Source organism: Chromobacterium sp. LK1, assembly GCF_001043555.1.
In the GTDB taxonomy this organism is placed as follows: domain Bacteria; phylum Pseudomonadota; class Gammaproteobacteria; order Burkholderiales; family Chromobacteriaceae; genus Chromobacterium; species Chromobacterium aquaticum.
This window is the reverse complement of the sequence record NZ_LDUI01000035.1, coordinates 128,002-154,954: the sequence shown is the minus strand read 5'-3', so window position 1 is coordinate 154,954 and position 26,953 is coordinate 128,002. Positions and strand designations below refer to the sequence as shown.

Genomic DNA, 26,953 nt, shown 5'->3' with positions numbered 1-26,953 from the left:
GGATAGACAAATATAAAAACAAGCGAAATTGCGCGAGCGAATCAGACAGACAAAACCATCGATAACAGCGCAAAGCAATATCAACAGGAGAAACCCGATCATGACACCCGTTAGCCGAGTGCTGGTGGTCAGCGACGACGCCAAATGGCAGGCCGATGTGCTGGCCGGACTGGGCGCCGCCGCTGTGCGGCTGGAAAACCCCTATGGCCTGACTTTCGTCGGCGTCGCGCGCAGCCAGGACGCGCTGGATCTGATCGCCCGCGATGGCGACGTCCAGGTGGTGCTGGTGGACAAGCAGTTGCAGGAGAAAGGCGTCAGCCAGGCGGCGGCGCAATTGGCCAACCGCATCAGCGCCTTCCGTCCGGAAATTTCGCTGTACGTGCTGTTGTTCGACGATGACGAGCGCGCCTTGGTGGAAGACCTGGCCAGCCACGCGGTGGACGGCTATTTCTACCGCGACGAGCTGGATTTCCACGGCTGGTTCCGCATTCTGTCGGCGGAGCTGGCGGAAAAGTCGGCGACGCCGTTCTACGACAAGCTCAAGCAATATGTGCGCATGGCCAAGGATTCCTGGCACACGCCCGGCCATTCCGGCGGGGACTCCTTGAAGGGCAGCCCCTGGGTCGGCGATTTTCACGACTTCGTCGGCGAGAGCATGCTGCGCGCCGATCTGTCGGTGTCGGTGCCGATGCTGGACTCGCTGCTGCACCCCACCGGGGTGATAGAGGAGGCGCAGATGCTGGCGGCCAAGGCTTTCGGCGCCAAGCGCACCTACTTCGCCACCAATGGCACTTCCACTTCCAACAAGGTGATTTTCCAGACCCTATTGGCGCCCGGCGACAAGCTGCTGCTGGATCGCAACTGTCACAAATCGGTGCATCACGGCGTGATCCTGTCCGGCGCGCTGCCGGTGTATCTGGATTCCTCGATCAACAAGCAGTTCGGCATTTTCGGGCCGGTGCCCAAGGAAACCATCTTCGCCGCGATCGCCGCCAATCCCGACGCGCGGGTGCTGATCCTGACTTCCTGCACCTATGACGGCCTGCGCTATGATCTGAAGCCCATCATCGAGGCCGCGCACGAGCAGGGCATCAAGGTCATCGTCGACGAGGCCTGGTACGGTTTCGCCCGTTTCCACCCAGCGTTCCGGCCGACGGCGCTGGAGTCCGGCGCCGACTATGTGACCCAGAGCACGCACAAGGTGCTGTCGGCGTTCTCGCAGGCCAGCATGATCCACGTCAACGACCCCGGCTTCGACGCGCATCTGTTCCGCGAGAACTTCAATATGCACGCGTCGACCAGCCCGCAATACAACCTGATCGCCAGCCTGGACGTGGCGCGCAAGCAGGCGGTGATGGAGGGCTACCGGCTGCTGGACCGCACGCTGAAGCTGGCGCAGGAGCTGCGCGACAAGATCGACTCCACCGGCGCCTTCCGGGTGCTGGGGCTGGCGGACCTGTTGCCGGACGAGGTGAGGGGAGATGGCATCCAGCTGGATCCGACCAAGCTGACCGTGGACATCACCCAGTCCGGTTTCACCGCCGACGAGCTGCAGCAGGCGCTGTTCGAGCGCTACAACGTTCAGGTGGAGAAATCCACTTTCAGCACCATCACCCTGCTGCTGACCCTGGGCACCACCCGCAGCAAGGTGTCGCGGCTGTATGACGCGATGCTGCGACTGGCCAAGGAGAAGCGCCCGCCACGTCCGCTGGGGCGGATGCCGGAAATCCCGCGCTTTTCCCGGCTGGCCAGTCTGCCGCGCGACGCTTTTTACGAGGCCGGCGAGCGGCTGCCGCTGCTGGACGACGACGGCCGCCCCAACGCGGCGCTGGTCGGACGCGTCTGCTGCGACCAGATCGTGCCGTATCCGCCCGGCATTCCGGTGCTGGTGCCCGGCCAGGTGATAGACGACACCATCCTCGCTTATTTGGCGCGACTGCAAAAAACCCAGAAATCCATAGAAATGCACGGTTTGGCCGAGGATGGCGGCGAGTTTTTGCTGCGGGTGCTCAAAGAAGGGGAGCTGGCGCAACTGCCTGGACGCGCCTTGTTCAAATGAATGCTTGTCAGACAGGCTGATTTCCGATAAATATAACTCTTGTCGCAATTATGTAAATCATGCGCTTTGCGTAGGCATGCTTGCGACGCCTGTGAATGACTTGAGACCTGCGTGTAGTAATGTGCCATCGCGCATGAAGGACACCGAAACGGTGTCGAACGCGCGGTGGCCTTTTTTTTGAAATGGAGCACCATGACGTCCCCTAGGCATTACCTGCAATTCAGCGACCTGACCCACGAGGAATATCGCCACCTCTTCGAGCGCAGCAAGGTCCTGAAGCGACGACGTAGCGACGGCCAGCTGTACCAGCCGCTCGTCGGCAAGGTGATGTCCATGGTGTTCGAGAAGAATTCCACCCGCACCCGCGTCTCTTTCGAGGCGGGCATGGCGCAACTGGGCGGCCACGCGATGTTCCTGGACACGCAAAGCTCGCAGATGGGCCGCGGCGAGCCCATCGAGGACACCGCGCGCGTGCTGTCCCGGATGAGCGACATCATCATGATCCGCACCTATGAGCAGGCGTTGGTGCAGCGGCTGGCCGCGCATTCCAAGGTGCCGGTGATCAACGGCCTGACCAATGAATACCACCCGTGCCAGATCCTGGCGGACATCTTCACCTTTATCGAGCAGCGCGGCTCAATCAAGGGCAAGACCGTGGCCTGGATAGGCGATGGCAACAATGTCTGCCGCACCTGGCTGCAGGCGGCCAAAATCCTGGGCTTCAAGCTCAAGGTGGCGACGCCGGTGGGCTTCGAACTGAAGGCCTTGGACGGCCAGCATTACGGCCCCGAGCACTTCGAGCCCAGCCACAGCGCCAGTCACGCGGCGGCCGGCGCGGACCTGGTGACCACCGACGTGTTCACCAGCATGGGTTTCGAGGCGGAGAAGGAAGCGCGGCTGGAAGCCTTCCGCGACTACCAAGTGACGCCGGAGCTGATGAAGCTGGCCAAGCCGGACGCCTTGTTCATGCACTGTTTGCCGGCGCACCGGGGCGAGGAAGTGGCCGCCGCGGTGATAGACGGGCCGCAGAGCGTGGTCTGGGACGAGGCGGAAAACCGCATGCACGTGCAGAAGGCGCTGATCGAGTTCCTGCTGCTGGGCCAGCGTTACGACTGAACTGACGACGCGGGCGAGCGCCCGCCGTTTACGCGATTCGGCAAGGCCGCGCCAGGCGCGGGCCGGATCCGGCAATCAATGGATTTGAAAGAATACAAAATGTCTGACATCAAGAAAGTGGTACTGGCTTACTCCGGCGGTCTGGATACTTCGGTGATTCTCAAGTGGCTGCAGGACACCTATCAGTGCGAGGTGGTGACCTTCACCGCCGACATCGGCCAGGGCGAAGAGGTGGAGCCGGCGCGCAAGAAGGCGGTGTCGCTGGGCATCAAGCCGGAAAACATCTTCATCGACGATCTGCGCGAGGAATTCGTCCGCGATTTCGTGTTCCCGATGTTCCGCGCCAACGCCGTCTATGAGGGCGAATACCTGCTGGGCACCTCGATCGCGCGGCCGCTGATCGCCAAGCGTCAGATCGAGATCGCCAATCAGGTGGGCGCCGACGCGGTGTCGCACGGCGCCACCGGCAAGGGCAACGACCAGGTGCGTTTCGAGCTGGGCTATTACGCGCTGAAGCCGGACGTCAAGGTGATCGCGCCGTGGCGGGAATGGGATCTGCTGTCGCGGGAAAAACTGCTGAACTACGCGGAAACCCACGGCATCGACATCAGCAAGAAGAAGAACGGCGGCAGCCCGTACTCGATGGACGCCAACCTGCTGCACATCTCCTACGAAGGCACGGTGCTGGAAGACCCGGCGGCGGAGCCGGAAGAGGATATGTGGCTGTGGACGGTGAGCCCGGAGAACGCGCCGGACCAGGCCGAATACATCGAGCTCAGCTATGAGAAGGGCGACATCACCGCCATCAACGGCGTGACGATGAGCCCGGCCCAGGTGCTGACCGAGCTGAACCGCCTTGGCGGCAAGCACGGCATCGGCCGGCTGGACATCGTGGAAAACCGTTATGTGGGCATGAAATCCCGCGGTTGCTACGAAACCCCGGGCGGCTCCATCATGCTGAAGGCGCACCGCGCGATAGAATCCATCACCCTGGACCGCGAAGTGGCTCATCTGAAGGACGAGTTGATGCCTAAGTACGCCAAACTGGTCTACACCGGCTACTGGTGGAGCCCGGAGCGCCTGATGTTGCAAGGCATGATCGACGCCTCCCAGGCCACGGTCAACGGCTGGGTGCGGCTGAAGCTGTACAAGGGCAATGTGATCGTGGTGGGCCGCGAATCCAAGACCGATTCGCTGTTCGACCCCACCATCGCCACCTTCGACGAAGACGGCGGCGCCTACAATCACGCCGACGCGGCCGGTTTCATCCGCCTGAACGCGCTGCGGATGCGGATTGCCGGCAACGCCAAACTGAAACGCGGCTAAAGCCCCGCGCTTGGCCCAATAAGCCCCCGCTGGGGGCTTTTTTCATGAAACAAGATATGGAAATCAATAGTCATCGATCCAATGCCTGGATCCCCTGGGCCTTTGTGCTGCTGTGGAGCACCGGCTTCATCGGCGCCAAGCTGGGTCTGCCTTTCATCGGCCCGTTCACCTTTTTGGCGATACGTATGGGCCTGACCCTGCTGTGCTTCGGCGCGCTGATCGCCTGCTTCCGGCCCGCCTGGCCCGGGCTGGCGGCGGCCAAGCATCAATGGGCTTGCGGCGCGATGCTGCACGGCCTCTATCTGGGCGCCAGCTTCGCCGGCATCAAGCTGGCGGTGCCGGCCGGCATCACCGCGCTGATCGTCGGCCTGCAGCCGATACTGACCGCGATATTGAGCTGGCTGATGGGCGAGCAGCGGCTGAGCTGCATGCAATGGCTGGGCCTGGCGATAGGCTTTGGCGGCGCGCTGCTGGTGGTGCTGGGTGGCAAGGGCTTGCAGTTAGGCGCCAATCCCGGCCTGTGGCTGACCGCGCTGGCCTTGTGCGCGATCACCGCCGGCACCTTGTACCAGAAACGCTTCGGCCAGGGCGTGCATCCGCTGACCGGCGCCTTCCATCAATACCTGGCGGCCTTCCTGATCACCGGCGCGTTGGCGCTGGGGCTGGAGCGCGGCGACGCCATCCATTGGAACGCGCAACTGGCGCTGGCCCTGGGCTGGAGCGTGCTGGCGCTGTCGGTGCTGGCCATCCTGCTGCTGATGCGCATGCTGAAGGACGGCGATGTCAGCAAGGTGGCCAGCTATTTCTACCTGACGCCGGGCCTGGCCGCGGTGCAGGCCTGGTGGCTGTTCGACGAACAGCTGAGCCTGCTGGCGGTGGCCGGCATGTTGTTGGCCGCGCTGGGCGTGGCCCTGGTGTTGCAGCGGCTGCGCAGGGCGTGGTAATTCCGCCACGCGCTTAGCGCGGCGGCTTGGCCGCCGGACCATGGCGCGTTGTTGGGACTCGGACGGGTCCTTACTCTATGTGAAAAATAATAATTCTCATTCTCATATGGAGTCCGTCATGAAGCTCAGCATTGTTTCCCGCGCCCATCTGCGTCCGCCCAGCCTGTATTCCGCCCTGGCCATGGCGACATCCTTCGCCGCGCCAGCCTGGGCGGAAGCCGAGCGTTCCGCGGCATCGCCGCTCACGCTGGGCACGGTCACGGTAACGGCCGCGCCAGACGCAGGGCCCAAGGTCGATCGTTCCGGTTCCGCCAAGATTCCGGTGCCGCTGCTGGACGTGCCGCAGACCATTACCGTGCTGCCACAACGCCTGTTGCAGGAGCAGAACGCGCAAAGCCTGCGCCAGGCTTTGTCTAATGTGCCCGGCATCACCTTCAACGCCGGGGAGGGCGGCGCCGGTTCGGGCGATAGCATCAATATCCGTGGCTTCAGCGCCAATGCCAATATGCAGCTGGATGGTTTGCGCGACAGCGCGCAAACCTATCGCTCCGATTTGTTCAATCTGGAAGCGGTTGAGGTGATCAAGGGGCCTAACTCGGTGTTCGGCGGCGCCGGCACCACCGGCGGCAGCATCAATATGGTCAGCAAGCAGCCCAAGCCGGATGCTTTCACGGAACTGAGCGCGGGCCTGGGAACCGATCAGTATCGTCGGCTCACCATGGACAGCAATCAGCGGCTGAGCGAGGCCGCCGCCCTGCGTCTGAACCTGATGGCGCACCGGAACGATGTGCCGGGCCGGGACTTCATCGATGCCAAACGTTGGGGCGTCGCGCCGTCGTTGAGCTTGGGCATTGATGGACCCACCAAGCTGACGCTCAGCTATCTGCACCAATACGACGACAAGTTGCCGGACAACGGCGTGCCCGCGCTCAACGGCAAGCGCTTGGCCGGGGTATCGCGCAACGCTTATTACGGCTGGCGCAATCTGGACAAGGACCAAGCCACGGCGGATGCCGTGACCGTGAAACTGGAACATCGTTTCGCCAACGAGGTCGAGCTGCAGAACCTGATGCGTCATGCCCGCTTGGAGCGCGATACGGTGTTCTCCGGCGCTCGCGTCAGCGTGGGCGGCAAGCTGCCGCCAGGCCGCTATCTGCCGGCTGGGCCGCAGGGTTACGGTCGAGAAACCAATAATAGGATGTGGATCAACCAGACCAATATCACCACGCGTTTCGCCAGCGGCAGCTGGCGGCACACGCTGGTGTCCGGCGTGGAGATCTCCCGCGAGACATATGATCGCCAAGGCTATGGCTATGCGCTGAGCGCGCTGTTCCCGGCCGATGGCTATCCGTTGAGCAATCCTCCCGGTTATTGGAGCGGCCCGGTTCGGCGCGAGTCCACCGACCGCTTGGACGCTAGTTTGGAGGTCAAGGCCTTGTACGCGCTGGATCATATCGAGCTGAGCCCGCGCTGGGATCTCGGCCTGGGTTTGCGTTATGACTGGATGGACGGCAAGGTCAACACGGTTTCGGCCGCCGGCGCGGCGAGCGAGGCGAGCAGTTCCGACCGCAAGCTCAGTGGCCGGGCAGGGCTGGTGTTCAAGCCGGCGGAAGCAGGCCGGGTTTATCTCTCTTACGGTACGTCCTTCAATCCTTCGGCTGAGTTTCTGGCTGCCAATGGCAGCGGCCTGGACCGGGCGACCGCCAATCTCGAGCCGGAAAAAAACCAGACGGTGGAGCTGGGTAGCAAATGGGAGGTGCTGGATGGCGGACTGGCGCTGACCGGAGCGTTGTTCCAAGTGGACAAGGACAATGCGCGCGAGCGGCTGGCCGACAATAGCTATGCGATGACGCGCAAGCAGCGGGTGCGCGGGCTGGAACTGGGCGCCAGCGGCAAGCTGACCGGGAATTGGGGCTTGTTCGCCAACTACGCCTACCTGGACGGCAAGACGCTGCAGGCCGATGCGGCCAGCGGGCAGGCCGGCGAGGCGCTCGCCAATACGCCGCGCCATGCCTTCAATCTATGGACGACGTATGCGCTGCCCTCCGGTTGGAGCCTAGCCTACGGCGCGCGCTATATTGGCGAGCGCAAGGTCACTTCCGCCGGAGGCGGCAGCCTGGATGCTTATTGGGTGCACAGCGCGATGCTGGGATATAAGCTGAACCGCCGGCTGAGTTTCCAGCTCAATCTGGAGAATCTGGGCGACAAGGCCTATGTCGAGCGCGTGCGCCAACAGGCGGGGGGCGGCGCCCAGACTTCCTTGATCGAGTACGGCGACGGCCGCTCCGCGGTCTTGTCCGCCGTGTACAAGTTCTGAGGAGGCATTGAGCCGGAGGGCGATGGCGAGTATCTTATTACGGCCAGGCGGGGCTGAGGCTCAAAGACCCCGCCGGCTCGTGATTGGCTGTGGACTCAAAGGACAACAAGTGTCGGAAGAACAATTCACCAATATTTCCATGATCGTGTGCCTGGGCGGCCTGATCATTTTCATGGGCTTCATCATCTGGGACCTAGGCAAGAAGGCTCAGGCCGGCAAGATGGGCATGTTCATCCTGTTCCTGGTGCTGGGCTTCGGCGTGTCCGGCTTCCTGTTCAAGAATGTGCTGGTGGAGTTCCTGATCCAGAAGTGAAGACCCGCGATAGCGCGAACAGCCGGCAAGCTTGCTTGCCGGCTTTTTTATGGCCCCTGGAAAACTCGCTAGCCGCTAGTGACCGCGGTCCAGTATCAGCTTCAAGCCCAGTGCGATGAACACGCTGCCGGCGATGCGGTCCAGCCACTGGCTGGCGCGGTGGCTCTTGGACAGCCATTGACCGATGGTGCCGGAGAAATAGCCGAGGCAGCCGAAGATCAGCGCGCCTTGCAGCGTGAAGACCAGGCCGAGCACGGCGATCTGCAGCCCGGCCGGACCCTGGGCCGGATTGACGAATTGCGGCAGGAAGGCGAGGAAGAACAGCACCACCTTGGGGTTGATCGCATTGGCGATCAGGCCTTTGCGGAAGGTGGTGGCCAGCGGCGCGGCGTCCCGCCCGGCGGCGGCGGCCTGGAAGCTGGCGCCGGGGCTGCGTAGCGCCTGCCAGCCCAGATAGATCAGATAGCCGCCGCCGGCGAATTTCAGCAGCGTGAAGGCCAGCGGGGAGGCGGCGATCAGCGCGCTGACGCCGAGCGCGGCCAGCACCGTGTGGTTCAGGCAGCCCAAGGCGCAGCCCAGGCCGAAGGCCATGCCTTGGCGGCGGCCGCGGGCGATGCCCTGGCTCAGCACCATCAGATTGTCCGGGCCGGGCGACAGGGTGATCAGCATCGCGGCGGCGGTGAAGGCGAGCAATTGTTCCGGGGTGACGAGCATGGGCTTCTCTGGCGGTGGTTCGTGTCCGGATGATTCCGCATTTGCCGCCGGGAGACAAGCGCTTTGTCCGGCCGCGCCGGCCTCCCTTTGGACTGCGCGTTCAGCCGGCCTCGTCCAGCGCGCTTTCGATTTCGCGGATATGCGCTTGATGGCCCTGAATGCGCTGGCCGGTGGGCGGTCCCTTGAATTGCTTGCGCACGCCCAGCGCGAACCAGAACAAGGCCAGCACCAGCAGCAGTGCTATGGTCAGGTACAAGACCTTCTCATTCGGCGGCTGGATGCCGACGAAGACCAGCACCGCGCCGCCCAGCGTGGCCAGCGCGGCGATGGGCTTGGACGCCCGGCCCAGATCGAACGGCCCCTTGTGGGTCCAGCTGCGGCCCTCGGCGAACAGGCCGGCGGCGGACGGCAGGATGTAGGAGATGTACAGGAACACCGCGGCGCCGGTGGACAGCACCAGGAAGGCGTCGCCGTACAAGGTGGCGGCGATGGCGAGCGCGGCGCTGACCCAGATCGCCGGGCCTGGGGTGCGGTGTTGCGGATGCACCTGGCGCAGCCAGCGCGAGGCCGGCAGGCCGCCGTCGCGGGCGAAGGCGTACATCATGCGCGAGGTGGAGGTCAGGCAGGCCAGGCCGCACAGATAGTTGACCAGAAAGATGCCTATGCCCAGCGCCGCCTTCAAGGCCGGCGGCAGCGCGCTCAGCAGCAGATCGAAAAAGCCCATGCCGGCCTTGACCCCGGCGCTCAGGTCCGGCAGCACCAGCACGAAGGCGCAGATCATCAAATAGCCGAACACGCCGGACCACAGCACCGAGCGCAAGATGCCCTTGGGCACATTGCGGGCCGCTTCGCGGGTCTCCTCCGAGGTGTGGGCGGAGGCGTCGTAGCCGGTCAGGGTATAGACGGTGAGCAGCAGGCCGGCCAGGAACACCATCACCGTGTTGTCCATCCGCGGCCAGGCGCCGCCGTCGGCGCCGCTGTAATTGTGGAAGGTCCACAGCCGGGAGAAGTCCAGCGGTCCAGGCGCGTAGATCAGCAGCGACACCACCAAGGCCAGGGTGACGACGAAGATCAGATAGCCGGACAGATCGGTCAGCCGGGTGGTGAGCTTGATGCCCAGGTGGTTGAGCCAGGCCTGGCTCAGCGCCACCACGGCGAGGAACAAGGTCTGATGGCCCCAGCCCAGCTGTTCCGGATTCAGGCCCAGCAGCGGCGCGACCAGGGTTTTGAAGAAGGGATCGTAAACGCCGAAATTGACCGCGGCGGTGACGAAGATCAGTCCCAGCAGATTGATCCAGGCGGTGGTCCAGCCCAGGCCCTTGCCGCCCAGAATGGACGCCCAGTGGTAAAGCCCGCCGGCGGTGGGGTAGGCGGAGGCGATCTGGGCCATGGCCGCGGCGACGATGGCGGCGAACAGCGCGCCCAGCGGCCAGCCTATGCCGATGGCCGCGCCGCCGCCGGCGCTGAGTCCGGCCGGGAAGGCGGTGATGCCGCCGGCCAGCACGCAGATGATGGAAAAGGAGATGGCGAAGTTGGAAAAGCCGCTCATGCGTCGGGACAACTCCTGAGCGTAACCCATGCTGTGCAACAGTTTCTCGTCCTCGCCCACGGGCGCGGACTCGTGCCGAACTGGTTCCATGATGTTCCTCTCTCATTGTGCATGTCTGTGGTTTTCCGCCTAGGCGCGCGTACGCGCCGGCGCCCGAACGGCGGCGGAGGCCGGCCGGGCCCTGGCCCGGTGATCCGGGCTTCGTGTCTATTTAGGAAGCGAGGCGCGGCGGCGCTCAGCCGGGCGGCGGCGTTCCGCTCATGGTGACCAGCGCGTCGAACAGCCTTTGCTGGCCGCTGTCGCGCTCGGCGGAGAGCTCGGGGTGCCATTGCACCGCGATCAACTGGGGAAAGTCGGCGATTTCTATCGCCTCGATCACGCCGTCCGGCGCCCAGGCCACCGGCACCACGCCGTGGCCGGGGCGGTCTATCGCCTGGTGGTGCCAGGACTGGGTGAGGACTTCGGTGCCGATCAGGCCCGCCAGGCAGGAATCGGCGGCGACGCGCACCGGGTGCGGCGTCGGCACGCGTGGCGGCGCGCGATGGGGCACGGCTTCGCCCACCACGTCCGGCAGGTGCAGGTGCAGGCTGCCGCCCAGCACGGTGTTGAGGATTTGCAGGCCGCGGCAGATCGCCAGCGTCGGCAGCTTGCGTTGCAGCAGCGCGCGCGCCAGCGCGATTTCGGTGGCGTCGCGCTCCGGGCTGAGGTTGTAAATGGTCGGGTGGCCGTCGCGGTCGAAGCGGGCCGGGTCGATGTCGCCGCCGCCGATCAGCACCACGCCGTCCAGCTTGTCCAGCCAGTCGTCCACCATCTCCGGGCCCAGCGCCGGCAATTGCACCGGCGCGCCGCCGGCGCGCACCACCGCCGCCACGTATTCAAGCGGCGTGTGGTAGCCGTGCTCGGGCGTGGCCGGGTAGGTGGTCAGGCCGATCAGCGGGCGCCTCATCACAGCCTGCCTTGCTGCGCGGCGAGGAAGATCGCGCGGTAGTCGTCGGCGGACAGGGGCAAGGGGTTGCCGCCGTCGCTGGGGTCGGCCTTGGCCATGCGGCCGATGTCGGCGGCGGCGTCCGCGCCGATGCCGATCTCCGCCAGGGTGTGCGGAATGCCCAGGCAGGCGCGCAATTGCAGCACCCAGGCCAGGAAACCGTCAAAGCCGGCGTCGGCCAGGCCCAGGTAGCGGGCGGCGGCGCTCAGCCGTTCGGCTATCGCCGGCCGGTTGCGCACCAGTACATAGGGCAGCAGCACGGCGTTGGCCAGGCCGTGGTGGGTGTCGAACACCGCGCCGATGGGATGCGCCAGCGCGTGCACGCCGCCCAGGCCTTTCTGGAAGGCGGTGGCGCCCATGATGGAACAGGACAGCATCTGGGCGCGGGCTTCCAGATTGCCGCCGTCGGCGTGGGCCGCCGGCAGCCAGTCGTGCGCCAGCCGCATGCCTTCCAGCGCCACGCCCTGGGCGATGGGGTGATAGAACGGGGAGCAGAAGGCTTCCAGATTGTGCACCAGCGCGTCGACGCCGGTGGCGGCGGTCAGCGCCGGCGGCAGGCCGACGGTCAGCTCCGGGTCCGCCAGCACCAGCTTGGGCAGCATGGCCGGATGGAAGATGATGACCTTGCGGTGCGCGGCTTCGTCGATGATCAGGGACGCTCGTCCCACCTCGGAGCCGGTGCCGGCGGTGGTGGGCACCGCCAGTGTGGGCGCGACGCCGGCGGGATCGACGCGCAGCCAGTTGTCGCCCACGTCCTCGAAGTCCCACAGCGGGCGTTTTTGTCCGGACATCAAAGCGATGGCCTTGCCCACGTCCAGCGCGCTGCCGCCGCCGACGGCGACCACCCCGTCGTGGCGGCCGTCGCGGAAGGCGGCGACCCCGGCGTCGACGTCGCGGCCCACCGGATTGGGGCGCATATCGCTGAACAAGGCGGTCTCCAGGCCGGAGTCGCTCAGCAAGCTCCGCAACCGGGCCAGCATCGGCAGCCGGGCCAGGCCGGGGTCGGTGACCAGCAGCGGGCGGCGCATGCCCAGTTCGCGGCACAGCGCCGGCAGTTCCACGGCGCGGCCGGCGCCGAAGCGGATGCTGGTCGGATAATTCCAGTTGCCTTGCAGTTGCATCGCCTTACCCCTTGAGATGGAAGGATTTGACCCGGGTCAGCTGCTGGTAGCCCAGCGTGGACAGGGAAATGCCGCGGCCGGTGTCTTTGACCCCGGTCCAGGCCAGCGCCGGGTCCAGGTAGTCGCAGCGGTTCATGAACACGGTGCCGGTTTCCAGTTGTTGACCGAGATGGACGGCGGCGTCGCGGTCCGCGGTCCAGATCGAGGCGGTCAGGCCGTAGGCGCTGTCGTTCATCAGCCGCAGCGCCTCCTCGTCGGAGTCCACGGCCATGATGCCGATGACCGGGCCGAAGCTTTCCTCGCGCATCACGCTCATGGCGTGGTTCACGTCCACCAGCACTTGCGGCGCCAGATAGGCGCTGCCGGGCGCGTCGGCGGCGAAATGGCCGGCCGGAATCAACGCGCGCGCGCCGACGGCCAGCGCCGCCTGGATCTGGCCGCGGACGAAGTCGGCGGCGCCGGCGCGCACCATGGGCCCCAGATTGGTGTCCGGGTCCAGCGGATGGCCGAAGCGATAGGTCCGGGTCAGCTCGACGAAGCCGTCGACGAAGTCGCGGTAGCGCTGGCGCTGCACATAGATGCGCTCGATGCCGCAGCAGGACTGGCCGGAATTGAAGAAAGCGCCGTCCACCAGGTTTTCTATCGCCGCCGGCAGGTCGGCGTCGGCGCGCACATAGGCCGGGTCCTTGCCGCCCAGTTCCAGGCCGACGCCGATGAAGCGCTCGGCGGCCGCCCTTTGCACCGCGCGGCCGCCGCTGACCGAGCCCGTGAAGGCGACGAAGTCGATCTCCGGCGCGGCCGTCAGTTTCAAGGTGGCGGCATGGTCCAGCTCCAGAGTCTGGAACACGCCGATGGGCAGGCCGGCGGCGGCGCAGGCTTGGCGGAACAGATCGGCGATCAGCGGGGTTTGCGAGGAATGCTTGAGCAGCACGCAGTTGCCGGCGGCCAGCGCCGGCGCGATGGTGTTGATGGCGGTGAGGAAGGGGTAGTTCCACGGCGCCAGCACCAGCACCGTGCCCAGCGGTTCGCGGCGCAGCCAGCGTTCGAAGCCGGGCTTGGGCGCGGGGTGGAGGTCGGCCAGCGCCTCCTCGGCGATGTCCAGCATATGGCGCGCGCGCTCGGCCAGGCCGCCGATCTCGCCGGGTGACTGGCGGATGGGCCGGCCTATCTGGCGGGTGATGGCGTCGGCGCAGTCGCTCTTGTGGGCGATCAGCCAGTCCACCGCCCGGCCGATCAAGGCCTTGCGTTCGGCCAGCGGCGTGGCGCGCCAGCCGGCCTGGGCGACGCGGGCGGCGTCCAGCGCGGCCTGGGTCTGGACCGGGCTGGTGTAGCCGCGTTGCAGCAGGGTGGAACCGTCCAGCGGGGTGATGACGGAGTAGTTTTCGCTCATTTAGATGATCTCGAAGTAGCGTTTCAATTCCCAGTCGGTGACATGGCGCTGGAACTCGCGTTCTTCCCATTCGCGGGTGGCGGCGAAGTGATCGACGAAGTCGTCGCCGAACCAGTCGCGGGCGGCGGCGGAGCCGCGCAGCGCCTGGGCGGCCTCCCACAAGGTGCGGTGCAGTTTCAAGTGGGGCGGCGCGTCCAGCAGATAGCCGTTGGCGCTGACCGGTTCTTCCGGCTCGATGCGGTGTTCGATGCCGTAGAGGCCGGCGGCCAGGCCGCTGGCCAGCGCCAGATAGGGATTGCTGTCGGCGCCGGGCAGCCGGTATTCGACGCGTTGCGACTTGGCGCTGCCGGGAATCGCGCGGATGGCGACGGTGCGGTTGTCCACGCCCCATAGCGAGCTGGTGGGCGCCCAATAGCCGGGCACCAGCCGGCGGAAGCTGTTGACCGTGGGCGCGGCCAGGCTCATGAATTCCGGCATCAGCCGCTGGATGCCGCCGATGAAGTGGCGCATCGCGTCGCTGATCGCGTGTTCGCGGCCCGGTTGGTGGAAGGCGCTGTCGCCGCCGTTGCGGCGGCGCAGCGAGATGTGGATGTGGCCGCCCTGGCCGGATTGCTCCTGGTGCCACTTGGCCATATAGCAGAGCATACGCCCCTGTTTCTCCGCCAGCACCTTGGAGAAGGTCTTGAAACAGACGGCGTTGTCGGCGGCGCGCAAGGCATTGTCCACGCACAGCGCGGCTTCCAGCGCGCCGGGCCCGGTCTCCTCGTGCAGGCCCTCGATCGGCATCTGCATCCGCTCGCACAGGTCCAGCAAGGCGCGGTAAAAGTCGGTGTTCACCGAGCTGCGCAGAATGGAGTAGCCGAAGGCGCCGCTGCCCAGTGGCTTGGGTTCCTGGTACAGCCGCTGCCGCAACGCTTCGTGCTCTTCATCGACCGCCAGAAACTCGTATTCGAAGCCGGCCAGCACGTCGAAGCCCATGTCGCGCGCGCGCTCCAGCACCCGGCGCAGCAGGCCGCGCGGACAGAGGCTTTCCAGCCGGCCCGCCACCTCGCCCTGGACGAAGATCATATCGCCTTCCAGCGGCAGGTCGCGGCAGGATTCGGGGATCAGCCGCACCTCGGCGTCGCCGTAGCCGCGGCCCCAGCCGGTGAGCAGGGTGTTGTCGTACAGCTTGTCGCCCACGTCCCAGCCGAACACCACGTCGCAGAAGCCGAAGCCGCCTTCCAGCGCGCACAGGAATTTGTCGCGCGACATGTATTTGCCGCACATCACCCCGTCCATGTCCACCAGGCCGACCTTGATCTGGCTCAGGCGGCGTTCTTCGATCAAAACCTTCAAATCCGCGATTGTCTTTACGTCGCGTGCTTCCATCGCTGTCTCTCCCTGATTGCCGCGGTCTGACTTCCCCGCTACCGGCCGAGCGTTCATCGTCTGGATTGCAACTATATGTTTTGACGGCGTTTTGTCGCTGCCTTGTGGGCTGCTTTTTGTCGTCGCTATGTTGTCGGGGTAGTATTATTCGTTAAAAAAAAATGAATCAAGCCAAATTTGTAATAAATATTAGAATAGGGGCGGCAGTGTGGGCGCAATGACACAATGCCGTTTTTATACCGGCGCTGTTATGCTGCGCGGCACGACGGCAGTCGTGCATCGCCAAAGGGGCAACAGAATGAGCCAAAGCCGCTCGATCGCGGAGCAAGTCCGCGCGCTGTTCGAAGCGCTGACCCCCACCGAACGCAAGGTGGGACGGGCGCTGCTGGCCAACTATCCGGTGGCCGGCCTGGAAACCATCGCGCAATGGGCGCAGCGCGCCGACGTCAGCGGCCCGACGGTGCTGCGCCTGATCGGCAAGTTGGGTTTCGACAGTTACGCCGCCTTCCAGTCCGCCTTGCGCGCAGAACTGGAGTTGCGCTTGCAGTCGCCGCTGATGCGGCATGACCCGGGGCAGTTGCAGGGCGATCATGATTTCCTGGTCAGCCACGCCGAGCGCATCGCCGATTTGATGCGCCAGACCGTGGCCCAGGTGCCGCGCGCCGAATTCGACGGCGTGGTGGATCTGCTGGGCGAGCGCAAAAGCCGGATCTGGTTGCTGGGCGGGCGGCTGACCGATCCGCTGGCGGCCTACCTCGGCCACCATCTGAAGGTGGTGCGGCCGGACGTGGCGCATTTGCGCGGGGTGCCGGCGAGCTGGGCGGATTCGCTGGTGGACATGGGCAGGCCGGACGTGCTGGTGATCTTCGACATCCGCCGCTACTGGGACGACGCGCTGCGCATCGCGGAAATGGCGGCGCAGCGCAAGGCCAGCGTGCTGTTGTTCACTGATCAGTGGCTGTCGCCGGTGGCGCGCGTGGCGCGCTACACCTTGGCGGCGCACACCGCCGGTCCGGCCGGCTGGGACAGCAACACGCCGCTGATGATGCTGGTGGACGCGGTGATCGCCGCCTTGAACGCGCGGCACTGGGACCGCATCAGCGGCCGGCTCAAGGAGGTGGAGGCGATGCGGGCGCGTTTGGGCGAAGGCGGCGAGGGCAACGAACGGGCGGCCGAGTGACAAGGGCGGAGCCAGCCTCTAAAATGTCGGCATCAAGCATTATTAGGAATATTTCATGCCGTCTTTCGATATCGTGTCCGAAGTGAACAAGGTGGAAGTGCGCAACGCCGTGGAGCAAGCCAATAAAGAGGTGTCCACCCGTTACGACTTCAAGGGCAGCGATGCCCGCATCGAAACCGGAGACAAGGAACTGACCTTGTACGCCGACGCCGAGTTTCAACTGGACCAGGTCAACGACATTCTGGTGAACAAGCTGTCCAAGCGCGGCGTGGACGTGCGCTGCATGGAGTACGGCAAACTGGAAAAAGTCAGCGGCAACAAGGTGAAGAAAGTGCTGACGGTGAAGGAAGGGCTGGAATCCGATCTGGCCAAGAAAATCGTCAAGCTGATCAAGGACGCCAAGCTCAAGGTGCAGGCCAGCATCCAGGGCGAAGCGGTGCGCGTGTCCGGCGCCAAGCGCGACGTGCTGCAGGAATGCATTGCGCTGATGCGCAAGGAAATCGCCGACGACAAGGAAAACGGCTTCCCGCTGCAGTTCAACAACTTCCGCGATTGAACGCCGCCGCGTGATATGAACACGCGCGAAATGAAAAAAGGAGCCGATAGGCTCCTTTTTTCATTGCCGTTCCGCTTTAATAGGCGGCGGCGCGGCGCAGCTGCAGCCGCTCCCATACCAGCCGCGCCTGTTCCTCCTCGGCGGCGCCGGTGGGCGGCAGCGGCAGCCGGCATTGGCCCACCGGCAGACCCTGCACCCGCAGCATGGCTTTCACCGACATCGAAAACACCGAAGCGTCGGTGTTGGAGAAGGCGAAGGATTCCTGCAAGCCGGCGTTGACGCGCCGCGCCTGCGCCGTGTCGCCCTGTTCGAAGGCGGTGATCATGCGGGAGAACTCCGGCCCGGTCCAGTGGGTGGAGGTGCCGACCACGCCCACCGCGCCCACCGCCAGCAAGGGCAGGGTCAGCGCGTCGTCGCCGGAGTAGAGCGAGAAGTGCTCGCCGGCGGCGGCCAGCAGCGCGGCCGCCGCGGCCGGGTCGCCGGTGGCGTCCTTGAAGGCGACGATATTGTCCACCTCGCGGAACAGCCGCAGCAGCACGTCGGCGGCGATGCGGCGGCCGGTGCGGCCCGGCACGTCGTAGACCATCAGCGGCAGCCGGGTGGCCGCGGCCACCGCGCGGAAATGGGCTTCGATGCCGGCTTGCGGCGGGCGGTTGTAATAGGGGCCGACCACGAAGACGCCGGCGGCGCCCAGGCCGGCGGCCTCGCGCGTCAGCGCGATCGCGTGTTCGGTGTGGCTGCTGCCGGTGCCGGCCAGCACCGGGATGGTCACCGCCTCGCTGACCGCGCGCACCAGATCGCGGCGCTCGTCGTCGCTCAGCGTCGGCGCCTCGCCGGTGGTGGCCGCCACCACCAGGCCGTCGCTGCCGTGGGCCGCCAGATGTCTGGCCAGTTGCCGCGCCGCGTCCAGATTCAGCCGGCCGGCTTCGTCGAAGGGCGTGACCATGGCGGTCAGCACCTTGCCCCAATGTTCTGTCATTTTGCTTCCTTTGTTCTTCTTGGCCGCCTTGGCGGCGGCTGCGGCCGATTCTACTCCTTATTGCGAAGCCTTTCCCGCGGTTTCAGCCCAGGCAGGCCTTGAGCACCGCCTCCAATTCCGGGCGCAGCGCCGCGAGATCCGCGCTCGGCCCTTGGGCCAGCAAAGCCTGGGAAATCGCTCCGTAGCACAGGCAGTGGGCCATGCGCGCGGCGGCGTCCAGCCGCGGCGGCGGCTCGGCGGCGGCGGCCAATGCGGTACGCCAGATGTCCACGTATTGCTGGTAGTGGCGGCGGTAGGCGTCCAGCGAAGACACGCGTCGTTCCAGCTGGAACAGCGCGCTCCAGGCCGGCGCCTGGCGCCGAACCGTGTCCAGTTGCAGGGTCAGCAGCGCGATGGCGATATCGCGACGATCCGCGCCGCGGCGGGCGGCGGCGCATTGGCGCAGCGCGCCGGCCAGCGCGTGCACATGCTGATGGATGCACAGCGCGGCCAGGCCGTCCATATTGCGCACGTACTGATAAAAGGTGCCGACCGCCACGCCGGCGACGGCGGCCACCTCGCGCACCGTGGTCTTGGCGTAGCCGCGCGTGAGCAAAACCTGAACAAAGGCCTGTTGCAGCGCGATCAGGCTGGCGCGCGAGCGCGACTGGCGCGGACGCCGGCGCGTGGCCGGCGTGGCCTGTTCGGCTTGCTGCGCCGCGGTGGGGGAAACCCGAACATGTCGCATCGCCGCTTTCCTTATACTTTCGTCATGGCCGCGAACGCGGCGCGAGGAGACGGAACGATGATCTGGCAAACCCATGAAGTGAGCAACCAGTACGAAGAACTGGCGGATTACTCGCTGTACGACAGCGACCCGGCCTTGCGCGAGGCGCTGCGGCGCGCCGACGCGGGCTGGGCCGAGGCCGGGCTCCGCGCCTACGGCGAGCGCCTGGGGCGGGCGGACAGCTTCGAACTGGCCGAGCAAGCCAACCGCCATGCGCCGGAGCTGCGGGCCTTCGACCGCCGCGGCCGTCGCATCGATCAGGTGGACTCCCACCCGGCCTGGCACCAGTTCTTGGCGCTGTATCGAGAGCAAGGCCTGGTGAGCATGCCTTTCGACAGTCAGCGGCCGGGCCGCTGGACCGCGGCGATGGCCGGCCTCTATCTGCATGGCCAGGTGGAGGCAGGCAGCTTGTGCCCGGCGACGATGACCCAGGCCGCGATTCCCTTGTTGCAGCGCGAGCCGGCGCTGTGGGCACAGTTGGGCGACAAGCTGTTCAGCCGCGTTCACGACAGCCGCGATCTGCCGCTGGAACGCAAGACGTCGGCCTGGATAGGCATGGGCATGACCGAGAAGCAAGGCGGCTCCGACGTGCGCGCCAATACCACCCAGGCGACGCCCTTGGGCGCCGGGGGCCGCGGCGGAGAGTACCTGCTGCGCGGCCATAAGTGGTTCTGGTCGGCGCCGATGTGCGACGCCCACCTGGTGGTGGCCAAGACCGCCGACGGCGCGCCGTGCTGCTTTTATCTGCCGCGCTGGCGGCCGGACGGCGAGCGCAACGCGGTGAGGATCCAGCGTTTGAAGGACAAGGTGGGCAATCGCAGCAACGCCGGTTGCGAGGTGGAGTTCCAGGATGCCTGGGGCGTGCTGATCGGCGAGGAGGGTCGCGGCATTCCCACCATCATTGAAATGGCCGGCTACACCCGGCTCAACTGCGTGATCGGCAGCGCCGCGCTGCTGCGCCAGGGCGTGGTGCAGGCGCTGGCCTACGCGCGGCGGCGCATGGCCTTCGGCAGGCGGCTGGCCGAGCAGCCGCTGATGCGCGCGGTGTTGGCGGACTTGGCGCTGGAGAGCGAGGCGGCCTTGCTGCTGGCGGCGCGGCTGTCCGAAGCCTTTGAACGAGAGGACGAGCCGGCGCAGCTGGCTTGGAAGCGCATCATCACGCCGGCGGCCAAGTTCTGGGTGTGCAAGCGCGCGGTGGAGCTCAGCGGCGAGGCGATGGAAGTATTCGGCGGCAACGGCTATGTCGATGGGCCGATGGCGCGGCTATACCGCGAAGCGCCGTTGAATTCGATCTGGGAGGGCTCCGGCAATGTGATGTGCCTGGATCTGATCCGCGCGCTGCAGCGCGAGCCCGAGGCCTGGCAGGCGCTGCTGGCGGATTTGACCGCCCTGTCCGGCGGCGAGCCGGTGTTGATCGCGGCGCTGGCGCAATTGCGCCAGCTGGCCGCCAGGCCGGCCGAGCTGGAGCCTTTGGGACGGCGTTTCGCCCAATTGCTGGCGCTGACGGCGCAGGCCTGCCTGCTGGCGCGCCATGCGCCGGAGGCGGTGGCCCAGGGCTTCATCGCCAGTCGTTTGGATGATGGACAATGGGGGCGGGTGGCCGGCGCGCTGGACGGGGGCCGGCTGGATATCGCGGCCATCCTGCAGCGCGCCTTGCCGGATTGAGACGGGGCAGGCTCGCCGGCAGGGATGGGTGGGTATCGTCAGCTGCGTTCCAGTTCCGGCGCCGCGCGGCGGCTCATCTTGGCCTGCAACTGCATCAGGCCGTAGAGCAGCGCTTCGGCGGTGGGCGGGCAGCCGGGAATGTAGATGTCCACCGGCACGATAGTGTCGCAGCCGCGCACCACCGAATAGCTGTAGTGATAGTAGCCGCCGCCGTTGGCGCAGGAGCCCATGGAGATCACATAGCGTGGTTCCGCCATCTGGTCGTAGATCTTGCGCAGCGCCGGCGCCATCTTGTTGCTCAGAGTGCCGGCGATGATCATCAGATCGGCCTGGCGCGGGCTGGCGCGCGGAATCGCGCCGAAACGGTCCATATCGTAGCGCGCGGCGGCGGCCTGCATCATCTCCACCGCGCAACAGGCGAGGCCGAAGGATAGATACCACAGGCTGCCGCCGCGCACGCGGGCGAATAGCTCATCGGCCCGGGTCAACACATAGCCGTCGGTCTTGAGTTCGGAAAAGGCGAGGGCGTTTTGCATGGCGCGGCTCCAGGAGGCAAGGAAATGGCGACAGTGTGCCGCCATCGCCCGTTCCCGGCTTGTACCGAGTCGCCATGCCGCCGTGTCAGCGCGCCGCGTCCGGCACCCGCACCCAGCCTTCCATCAACACCCGCGCGCTGCGGCTCATTACGGCCTTGGTCACGGTCCAGGCGCCGCCTTCCTGGCGTGCTTCGGCGCCGACGCGCAAGGTGCCGGACGGATGGCCGAAGCGCACCGCCTGGCGCTCACCGCCACCGGCGGCCTGGTTGACCAGGGTGCCGGGAATCGCCGCGGCGGTGCCTATGGCCACCGCCGCGGTGCCCATCATCGCGTGGTGCAGCTTGCCCATGGACATGGCCCGCGCCAGGAGGTCGATGTCGGCGGCGCGCACCGGCTTGCCGCTGGACGCGAGGTAGTCGGCCGGCGGCGCGACGAAGGCGAGCTTGGGCGTGTGCTGGCGGCTGGCGATTTCGTCCAGCGTCTTGATCAGGCCCATCTTCAGCGCACCGTGGGCGCGTATGGTCTCGAGGCGGGTCAGCGCCGTCGGGTCGGCATTGATCGCGTCCTGCAGCTCGGCGCCGCTGTAGCCGATGTCGGAGGCCTTGACGAAGATGGTGGGGATGCCGGCGTTGATCAGCGTGGCCGGGAAAACGCCGACGCCGGGCACGTCCAGCGTGTCCACCAGTTGGCCGGTGGGGAACATCGCGCCGCCGTCGCCATCGCCCTCATCGGCCGGGTCCAGGAACTCCAGCGCGATCTCGGCGGCGGGAAAGGTGACGCCGTCCAGCTCGAAATCCCCGGTTTCCTGCACCTGGCCCGCGGTGATGGGCACGTGAGCGATGATGGTCTTGCCGATATTGGCCTGCCAAATGCGCACCGTGCAGATACCATCGGCGGGAATGCGCGCCGGATCGAGCAGGCCGCCGGCGATGGCGAAGGGGCCGACCGCGGCCGACAGATTGCCGCAGTTGCCGCTCCAGTCGACGAAGGCCTTGTCTATGCCGACCTGGCCGAACAGGTAATCGACGTCGTGATCCGGCCGCGAGGACTTGGCCACGATCACGGTCTTGCTGGTGCTGGACGTGGCGCCGCCCATGCCGTCGATCTGCTTGCCGTAAGGGTCCGGGCTGCCGATCACGCGCAGCAGCAGCGCGTCGCGCGCCGCGCCCGGCTGCTGCGCGGCTTCCGGCAGGTCCTGCAGTCGGAAGAACACCCCCTTGCTGGTGCCGCCGCGCATATAAGTAGCGGGGATGCGGATCTGGGCGGGTTGAGTCATATGCTGTTTTTCCTGTGCTTGTGGCGGTTCCGTTGTCGGGGCGCCGCTGTGTTCATTGTGTCCGGGTGTTTAGCGCTTGCCAGATCGCTTCTAGGACCGTGTCCTGATTGTGCAGAATATCGTTGTTCCAGAAGCGCATGATTCTGAAGCCCTGCGCCCGCAGCCAAGCGTCGCGCGCGGCGTCGCTGTGGCTTTCATGATGCTGGCCGCCGTCCGCCTCTATGATTAGCCGCGAGCCGAAGTGGACGAAATCAACGATGTAGGGGCCGATAGGCTGTTGGCGGCGGAATTTCTCGCCATTCAGCCGGTGGGCGCGGAGCTGCTTCCAGAGTCGCTGTTCGGCGTCGGTCATATTGCGCCGTAAGGACTTGGCGAAATCGAGCTGGCGCATCTCCCTCTCCCCAACCCCTCTCCCGCGGGGGGAGAGGGGCTTGCTGAGCTGCTGACAGTTAACCTGCGTGCCTTACCTTGTTGGCAAACCAAGCGATGGAATCGCTGGCTCATGCCAGAAATAAAATGAAGCTGAAAGTCTTCCCCTCCCGCGAGGGAGGAGAGGTTTGTTGAGCTGCTAGCAGTTAGCCTGTGTGCCTTACCTTAGTTGGCAAGCCAAGCGATGGAGTCACCGGCTCATGCCAGAAATAAAATGAAGTTGAAAGTCTTCCCCTCCCGCGAGGGAGGAGGGACTTGCTGAGTTGCTAGCAGTTAGTCTGCGTGTCTTACCTTATTGGCAAACCAAGCGATGGAATCGCTGGCTCATGCCAGAAATAAAATGAAGCTGAAAGTCTTCCCCTCCCGCGAGGGAGAAGAGGTTTGTTGAGCTGCTGGCAGTTAGCCTGTGTGCCTTGCCTTATTGGCAAGCCAAGCGATGGAGTCGCCGGCTCATGCCATAAATAAAATGAAGTTGAAAGTCACCCCTCTCCCCTTGCGGGAGAGGGGCCGGGGGGAGAGGGGTTCAGTCTCTCGCCCCCTCCAAAAAGTCCTGCGCGAAGCGCTGCAGCACGCCGCCGGCCTCGTAGATCGACACTTCTTCCGCGGTGTCCAGCCTACAGGTCACCGCCACTTGCTCCGTGCCGCCGTCCTTGCGGTGGATCAGCAGCGTCAGCTCGGTGCGCGGCTGGCGCTGGCCGATCACATCGTAAGTCTCGCTGCCGTCCAGCGCCAGCGTCTTGCGGTTGACGCCGGGTTTGAACTCCAGCGGCAGCACGCCCATGCCGATCAGATTGGTGCGGTGGATGCGTTCGAAGCCTTCGGCGACGATAGCCTCGACGCCGGCCAGGCGCACGCCCTTGGCCGCCCAGTCGCGCGAGCTGCCCTGGCCGTAGTCGGCGCCGGCGACGATGATCAGCGGCTGCTTGCGCCGCATATAGGTTTCGATCGCCTCCCACATCCGCATCGTCTTGCCTTCCGGCTCCACGCGCGCCAGCGAGCCCTGGCGTACCGAGCCATCCTCGTTCAACACCATTTCATTGAACAGCTTGGGGTTGGCGAAGGTGGCGCGCTGCGCGGTCAGGTGGTCGCCGCGATGGGTGGCGTAGGAATTGAAGTCCTCCTCCGGCAGGCCCATCTTCGCCAGGTATTCGCCGGCCGCCGAATCCAGCAGGATGGCGTTGGACGGGGACAGGTGGTCGGTGGTGATGTTGTCCGGCAAGATGGCCAGCGGGCGCATGCCGCGCAGCGTGCGTGTGCCTGCCAGCGCGCCCTCCCAGTATGGCGGGCGGCGGATATAGGTGGACTGCGGCCGCCACGCGTACAGCGGGCTGGCCTTGGCGGCGGTGTCGCGCCGGATGGCGAACATCGGCTCGTAGACCTGGCGGAAATGTTCGGGCTTGACCGCCTGGCGCAGCACGGCGTCTATTTCCGCGTCGTCCGGCCAGATGTCCTTGAGCCGGATCTCCTTGCCGTCGGCGACGCCGAGCACGTCTTTCTCGATATCGAAGCGCATGGTGCCGGCGATGGCGTAGGCGATCACCAACGGCGGCGAGGCCAGGAAGGCCTGCTTGGCATAGGGGTGGATGCGGCCGTCGAAGTTGCGGTTGCCGGACAGCACCGCCGTCGCGTACAGATCGCGTTCCACGATTTCCCGCTGGATCTTGGGTTCCAGCGCGCCGGACATGCCGTTGCAGGTGGTGCAGGCGAAGGCGACGATGCCGAAGCCCAGTTGTTCCAGCTCGGACAGCAGGCCGGCCTCCTTCAAATAAAGCTCAACCGCCTTGGAGCCCGGCGCCAGCGAGGACTTGACCCAGGGTTTGCGGACGAGGCCCAGCTGGTTGGCCTTGCGCGCCAGCAGGCCGGCGGCGATCACATTGCGCGGGTTGGAGGTATTGGTGCAGCTGGTGATGGCGGCGATGATCACCGCGCCGTCCGGCATCAGGCCCTGGGCTTCCTGCGCGCGCGCCTGCTCCAGGTTGACGGCGATGCCGCGCTCGGCCAGCACCGACACCGGCAGCCGCTTGTGCGGATTGGACGGGCCGGCCAGGTTGCGGCCGACGCTGGACAGGTCGAAGCGCAGTACTCGCTCGTACACTACGTTTTGCAGCGTGTCCGCCCACAGGCCGGCGGTCTTGGCATAGCTTTCCACCAGCCGGACCTGCTCATCGCTGCGGCCGGTCAGCTTCAGGTAGGCGATGGTCTGTTCGTCGATGAAGAACAGCGCCGCGGTGGCGCCGTACTCCGGCGCCATATTGGAGATGGTGGCGCGGTCGCCCAGGGTCAGCGCCGCCGCGCCCGGGCCGTAGAATTCCAGATAAGCGCCAACCACTTTCTGCTGGCGCAGGAATTCGGTCAGCGCCAGCACCACGTCGGTGGCGGTGATGCCTGGGCCGGGCTTGCCGGACAGCTCCACGCCGACGATGTCCGGCAGCCGCATCCAGGAGGCGCGGCCCAGCATCACGTTTTCCGCTTCCAGACCGCCGACGCCGACGGCGATCACGCCCAGCGCGTCCACGTGCGGGGTGTGGCTGTCGGTGCCGACGCAGGTGTCAGGGTAGGCCACGCCGTGGTCGGCGTGGATCACCGGCGACATCTTCTCCAGATTGATCTGGTGCATGATGCCGTTGCCGGCCGGGATCACGTCGACATTGTCGAAGGCGCTCTTGGTCCACTCGATGAAATGGAAGCGGTCCTCATTGCGGCGGTCTTCGATCGCGCGGTTCTTTTCGAAAGCCTGCGGATCGAAGCCGCCGCATTCCACCGCCAGCGAATGGTCGACGATCAATTGCACCGGCACCACCGGATTGACCTGGGCCGGATCGCCGCCCTGATCGGCGATGGCGTCGCGCAGGCCGGCCAGGTCCACCAGCGCGGTCTGGCCCAGGATGTCGTGGCAGACCACGCGCGCCGGGAACCAGGGGAAGTCGCGTTCGCGCTTGCGGCAGGCGATCTGCTCCAGGCATTCGTCCAGCAGCGCCGGCTCGCAGCGGCGCACCAGGTTTTCGGCGTGCACGCGGCCGGTGTAGGGCAGTTGCTCCCAGGCGCCGGGGCGGATGGCGTCGATGGCGGCGCGGGCGTCGAAGTAGTCTAGCCCGGTACCGGGCAGGGGGATGCGGTAAGCGGAATTCATCATGTTTCAACCAAAGGAAGTTCAGCGGCGGGGCCGACGGCCCCGCCATGGCGGTTCAGCGTTTGTCCAGCGGCACGAACACTTGGTCTTCCGGTCCGGTGTAATTGGCGCTGGGACGGATGATCTTGCCGTCCTGGCGCTGCTCGATCACGTGCGCGCTCCAGCCGCTGGTGCGGGCGATGACGAACAGCGGGGTGAACATGGCGGTGGGTACGCCCATCATGTGATAGCTGACCGCGGAAAACCAGTCCAGGTTGGGGAACATCTTCTTGATGTCCCACATCACGGTTTCCAGCCGTTCGGCGATATTGAACATCTTGCTGTCGCCGGCGGACTTGGACAGCTCGCGCGCCACTTCCTTGATCACCTTGTTGCGCGGATCGGAAATGGTGTAGACCGGATGGCCGAAGCCGATCACCACCTCCTTGCGTTCCACGCGCTCGCGGATGTCGGCCTCGGCTTCGGCCGGGGTTTCGTAGCGCTGCTGGATATCGAAGGCCACTTCGTTGGCGCCGCCGTGCTTGGGGCCGCGCAGCGCGCCGATGGCGCCGGTGACGGCGCTATAGAGATCCGAGCCGGTGCCGGCGATGACGCGGGCGGCGAAGGTGGAGGCGTTGAATTCATGCTCAGCGTATAGATTGAGCGAGGTGTGCATCGCGCGCACCCATTCCGGCGACGGCTTCTCGCCGTGCAGCAGGTGCAGGAAATGGCCGCCTATGCTGTCGTCGTCGGTTTCCACCTCGATGCGCTTGCCGTTGTGGCTGAAATGGTACCAGTACAGCAGCATCGAACCCAGACTGGCCATCAGCCGATCGGCGATGTCGCGCGCGCCGGCCAGATTGTGATCGTCCTTTTCCGGCAAGGCGCAGCCCAGCGCGGACACGCCGCTGCGCATCACATCCATCGGGTGGGCGCTGGCCGGCAGCGCTTCCAGCGCGGCCTTCACCGCCGCCGGCAGGCCGCGCAGCGATTTCAGCTTTTTCTTGTAGCCGACCAGCTCGGCCTTGTTCGGCAGCTTGCCGTGCACCAGCAGATAGGCCACTTCCTCGAACTCGCAACGGCCGGCGAGATCGAGGATGTCGTAGCCGCGGTAGTGCAGATCATTGCCGCTGCGGCCAACTGTGCACAGCGCGGTATTGCCGGCGGCAACGCCGGACAGGGCTACGGATTTCTTGGGTTTGATGCCAACAACGGTTTCGCTCATGGTTTTCTCCTGATCGCAGACCTGTGG

Annotated in this window: 22 protein-coding genes; 9 read left to right on the top strand and 13 right to left on the bottom strand. The window is 65.8% G+C overall.

The annotated features are described in order from the left end of the window. Nucleotides 1–100: 100 nt before the first annotated feature. The 6 genes from VI26_RS16380 (at nucleotide 101) to VI26_RS16355 (ending at nucleotide 8,075) form a co-directional block, all read left to right on the top strand. The gene (locus VI26_RS16380; protein WP_048410809.1) at nucleotides 101–2,059 is read left to right on the top strand and encodes an aminotransferase class I/II-fold pyridoxal phosphate-dependent enzyme; all 1,959 of its coding nucleotides are present in this window, start codon (nucleotides 101–103) and stop codon (nucleotides 2,057–2,059) included. Nucleotides 2,060–2,251: 192 nt separating this feature from the next. Further along, on the top strand, nucleotides 2,252–3,175 hold the full coding sequence (gene argF, locus VI26_RS16375) for an ornithine carbamoyltransferase (protein WP_048410808.1): 924 nt from the start codon (nucleotides 2,252–2,254) through the stop codon (nucleotides 3,173–3,175). A gap of 99 nt (nucleotides 3,176–3,274) precedes the next feature. Next, the gene (locus tag VI26_RS16370; protein WP_048410844.1) at nucleotides 3,275–4,501 is read left to right on the top strand and encodes an argininosuccinate synthase; all 1,227 of its coding nucleotides are present in this window, start codon (nucleotides 3,275–3,277) and stop codon (nucleotides 4,499–4,501) included. A 56-nt stretch (nucleotides 4,502–4,557) separates the two neighbouring features. Then, a complete protein-coding gene (locus tag VI26_RS16365; RefSeq protein ID WP_053074464.1) occupies nucleotides 4,558–5,445 on the top strand; it encodes a DMT family transporter in 888 nt (295 codons plus the stop codon). 118 nt (nucleotides 5,446–5,563) lie between these two features. Next, the gene (locus VI26_RS16360) at nucleotides 5,564–7,762 is read left to right on the top strand and encodes a TonB-dependent siderophore receptor (RefSeq protein WP_048410806.1); all 2,199 of its coding nucleotides are present in this window, start codon (nucleotides 5,564–5,566) and stop codon (nucleotides 7,760–7,762) included. 109 nt (nucleotides 7,763–7,871) lie between these two features. Next, nucleotides 7,872–8,075 (top strand): DUF2788 domain-containing protein, encoded by a 204-nt coding sequence (locus tag VI26_RS16355; protein ID WP_019099892.1) that lies wholly within the window; start codon nucleotides 7,872–7,874, stop codon nucleotides 8,073–8,075. 75 nt (nucleotides 8,076–8,150) lie between these two features. Here the strand turns inward: VI26_RS16355 and VI26_RS16350 are convergent, their stop codons facing one another. The 6 genes from VI26_RS16350 to VI26_RS16325 form a co-directional block, all read right to left on the bottom strand. After that, the gene (locus tag VI26_RS16350; protein WP_048410805.1) at nucleotides 8,151–8,789 is read right to left on the bottom strand and encodes a LysE family translocator; all 639 of its coding nucleotides are present in this window, start codon (nucleotides 8,787–8,789) and stop codon (nucleotides 8,151–8,153) included. A 100-nt stretch (nucleotides 8,790–8,889) separates the two neighbouring features. Then, entirely contained in the window at nucleotides 8,890–10,428 is a 1,539-nt protein-coding gene (locus tag VI26_RS16345) for an amino acid permease (protein ID WP_048410804.1), read from the bottom strand. A gap of 145 nt (nucleotides 10,429–10,573) precedes the next feature. Beyond that, nucleotides 10,574–11,284 carry a gamma-glutamyl-gamma-aminobutyrate hydrolase family protein gene (locus VI26_RS16340; protein ID WP_048410803.1) on the bottom strand — a complete coding sequence of 237 codons (711 nt, stop codon included), beginning with the start codon at nucleotides 11,282–11,284 and terminating at the stop codon, nucleotides 10,574–10,576. Continuing rightward, on the bottom strand, nucleotides 11,284–12,444 hold the full coding sequence (locus VI26_RS16335) for an iron-containing alcohol dehydrogenase (RefSeq protein WP_048410802.1): 1,161 nt from the start codon (nucleotides 12,442–12,444) through the stop codon (nucleotides 11,284–11,286). The genes VI26_RS16340 and VI26_RS16335 overlap by 1 nt, the downstream gene beginning before the upstream one ends. A 4-nt stretch (nucleotides 12,445–12,448) precedes the next feature. Continuing rightward, on the bottom strand, nucleotides 12,449–13,834 hold the full coding sequence (locus VI26_RS16330) for an aldehyde dehydrogenase family protein (protein WP_048410801.1): 1,386 nt from the start codon (nucleotides 13,832–13,834) through the stop codon (nucleotides 12,449–12,451). Next, the gene (locus VI26_RS16325; protein WP_231581034.1) at nucleotides 13,835–15,172 is read right to left on the bottom strand and encodes a glutamine synthetase family protein; all 1,338 of its coding nucleotides are present in this window, start codon (nucleotides 15,170–15,172) and stop codon (nucleotides 13,835–13,837) included. Nucleotides 15,173–15,503: 331 nt separating this feature from the next. On the opposite strand from VI26_RS16325, the gene VI26_RS16320 reads away from it, so the two are divergent. Then, a complete protein-coding gene (locus tag VI26_RS16320; RefSeq protein WP_048410799.1) occupies nucleotides 15,504–16,385 on the top strand; it encodes a MurR/RpiR family transcriptional regulator in 882 nt (293 codons plus the stop codon). Between the two features lie 55 nt (nucleotides 16,386–16,440). Then, nucleotides 16,441–16,941: a YajQ family cyclic di-GMP-binding protein gene (locus VI26_RS16315; protein WP_019099884.1), complete on the top strand. Its 501-nt coding sequence runs from the start codon at nucleotides 16,441–16,443 to the stop codon at nucleotides 16,939–16,941. Nucleotides 16,942–17,017: 76 nt separating this feature from the next. On the opposite strand, the gene dapA is transcribed toward VI26_RS16315, so the two are convergent. Continuing rightward, on the bottom strand, nucleotides 17,018–17,920 hold the full coding sequence (gene dapA / locus VI26_RS16310) for a 4-hydroxy-tetrahydrodipicolinate synthase (protein ID WP_048410798.1): 903 nt from the start codon (nucleotides 17,918–17,920) through the stop codon (nucleotides 17,018–17,020). 82 nt (nucleotides 17,921–18,002) lie between these two features. Next, nucleotides 18,003–18,647, bottom strand: coding sequence for a TetR family transcriptional regulator (locus tag VI26_RS16305; protein WP_048410797.1), 645 nt, complete (start codon nucleotides 18,645–18,647; stop codon nucleotides 18,003–18,005). A gap of 57 nt (nucleotides 18,648–18,704) precedes the next feature. Here VI26_RS16305 and VI26_RS16300 point away from each other — a divergent pair, with 57 nt between their 5' ends. Beyond that, nucleotides 18,705–20,351 (top strand): acyl-CoA dehydrogenase family protein, encoded by a 1,647-nt coding sequence (locus VI26_RS16300; RefSeq protein ID WP_048410796.1) that lies wholly within the window; start codon nucleotides 18,705–18,707, stop codon nucleotides 20,349–20,351. 38 nt (nucleotides 20,352–20,389) lie between these two features. Here the strand turns inward: VI26_RS16300 and VI26_RS16295 are convergent, their stop codons facing one another. From VI26_RS16295 to prpC, 5 genes are all read right to left on the bottom strand, one after another. Next, a complete protein-coding gene (locus VI26_RS16295) occupies nucleotides 20,390–20,887 on the bottom strand; it encodes an NADH-quinone oxidoreductase subunit B family protein (RefSeq protein WP_048410795.1) in 498 nt (165 codons plus the stop codon). Between the two features lie 85 nt (nucleotides 20,888–20,972). After that, a complete protein-coding gene (gene prpF, locus VI26_RS16290; RefSeq protein ID WP_048410794.1) occupies nucleotides 20,973–22,163 on the bottom strand; it encodes a 2-methylaconitate cis-trans isomerase PrpF in 1,191 nt (396 codons plus the stop codon). A 52-nt stretch (nucleotides 22,164–22,215) separates the two neighbouring features. After that, nucleotides 22,216–22,554: an endonuclease domain-containing protein gene (locus tag VI26_RS16285; protein WP_048410793.1), complete on the bottom strand. Its 339-nt coding sequence runs from the start codon at nucleotides 22,552–22,554 to the stop codon at nucleotides 22,216–22,218. Nucleotides 22,555–23,115: 561 nt separating this feature from the next. Beyond that, nucleotides 23,116–25,725, bottom strand: a complete 2,610-nt coding sequence (gene acnD, locus VI26_RS16280; RefSeq protein WP_369799211.1) for a Fe/S-dependent 2-methylisocitrate dehydratase AcnD — start codon at nucleotides 25,723–25,725, stop codon at nucleotides 23,116–23,118. A 52-nt stretch (nucleotides 25,726–25,777) separates the two neighbouring features. Further along, on the bottom strand, nucleotides 25,778–26,926 hold the full coding sequence (prpC, locus tag VI26_RS16275) for a 2-methylcitrate synthase (RefSeq protein ID WP_048410791.1): 1,149 nt from the start codon (nucleotides 26,924–26,926) through the stop codon (nucleotides 25,778–25,780). Nucleotides 26,927–26,953: the final 27 nt, after the last annotated feature.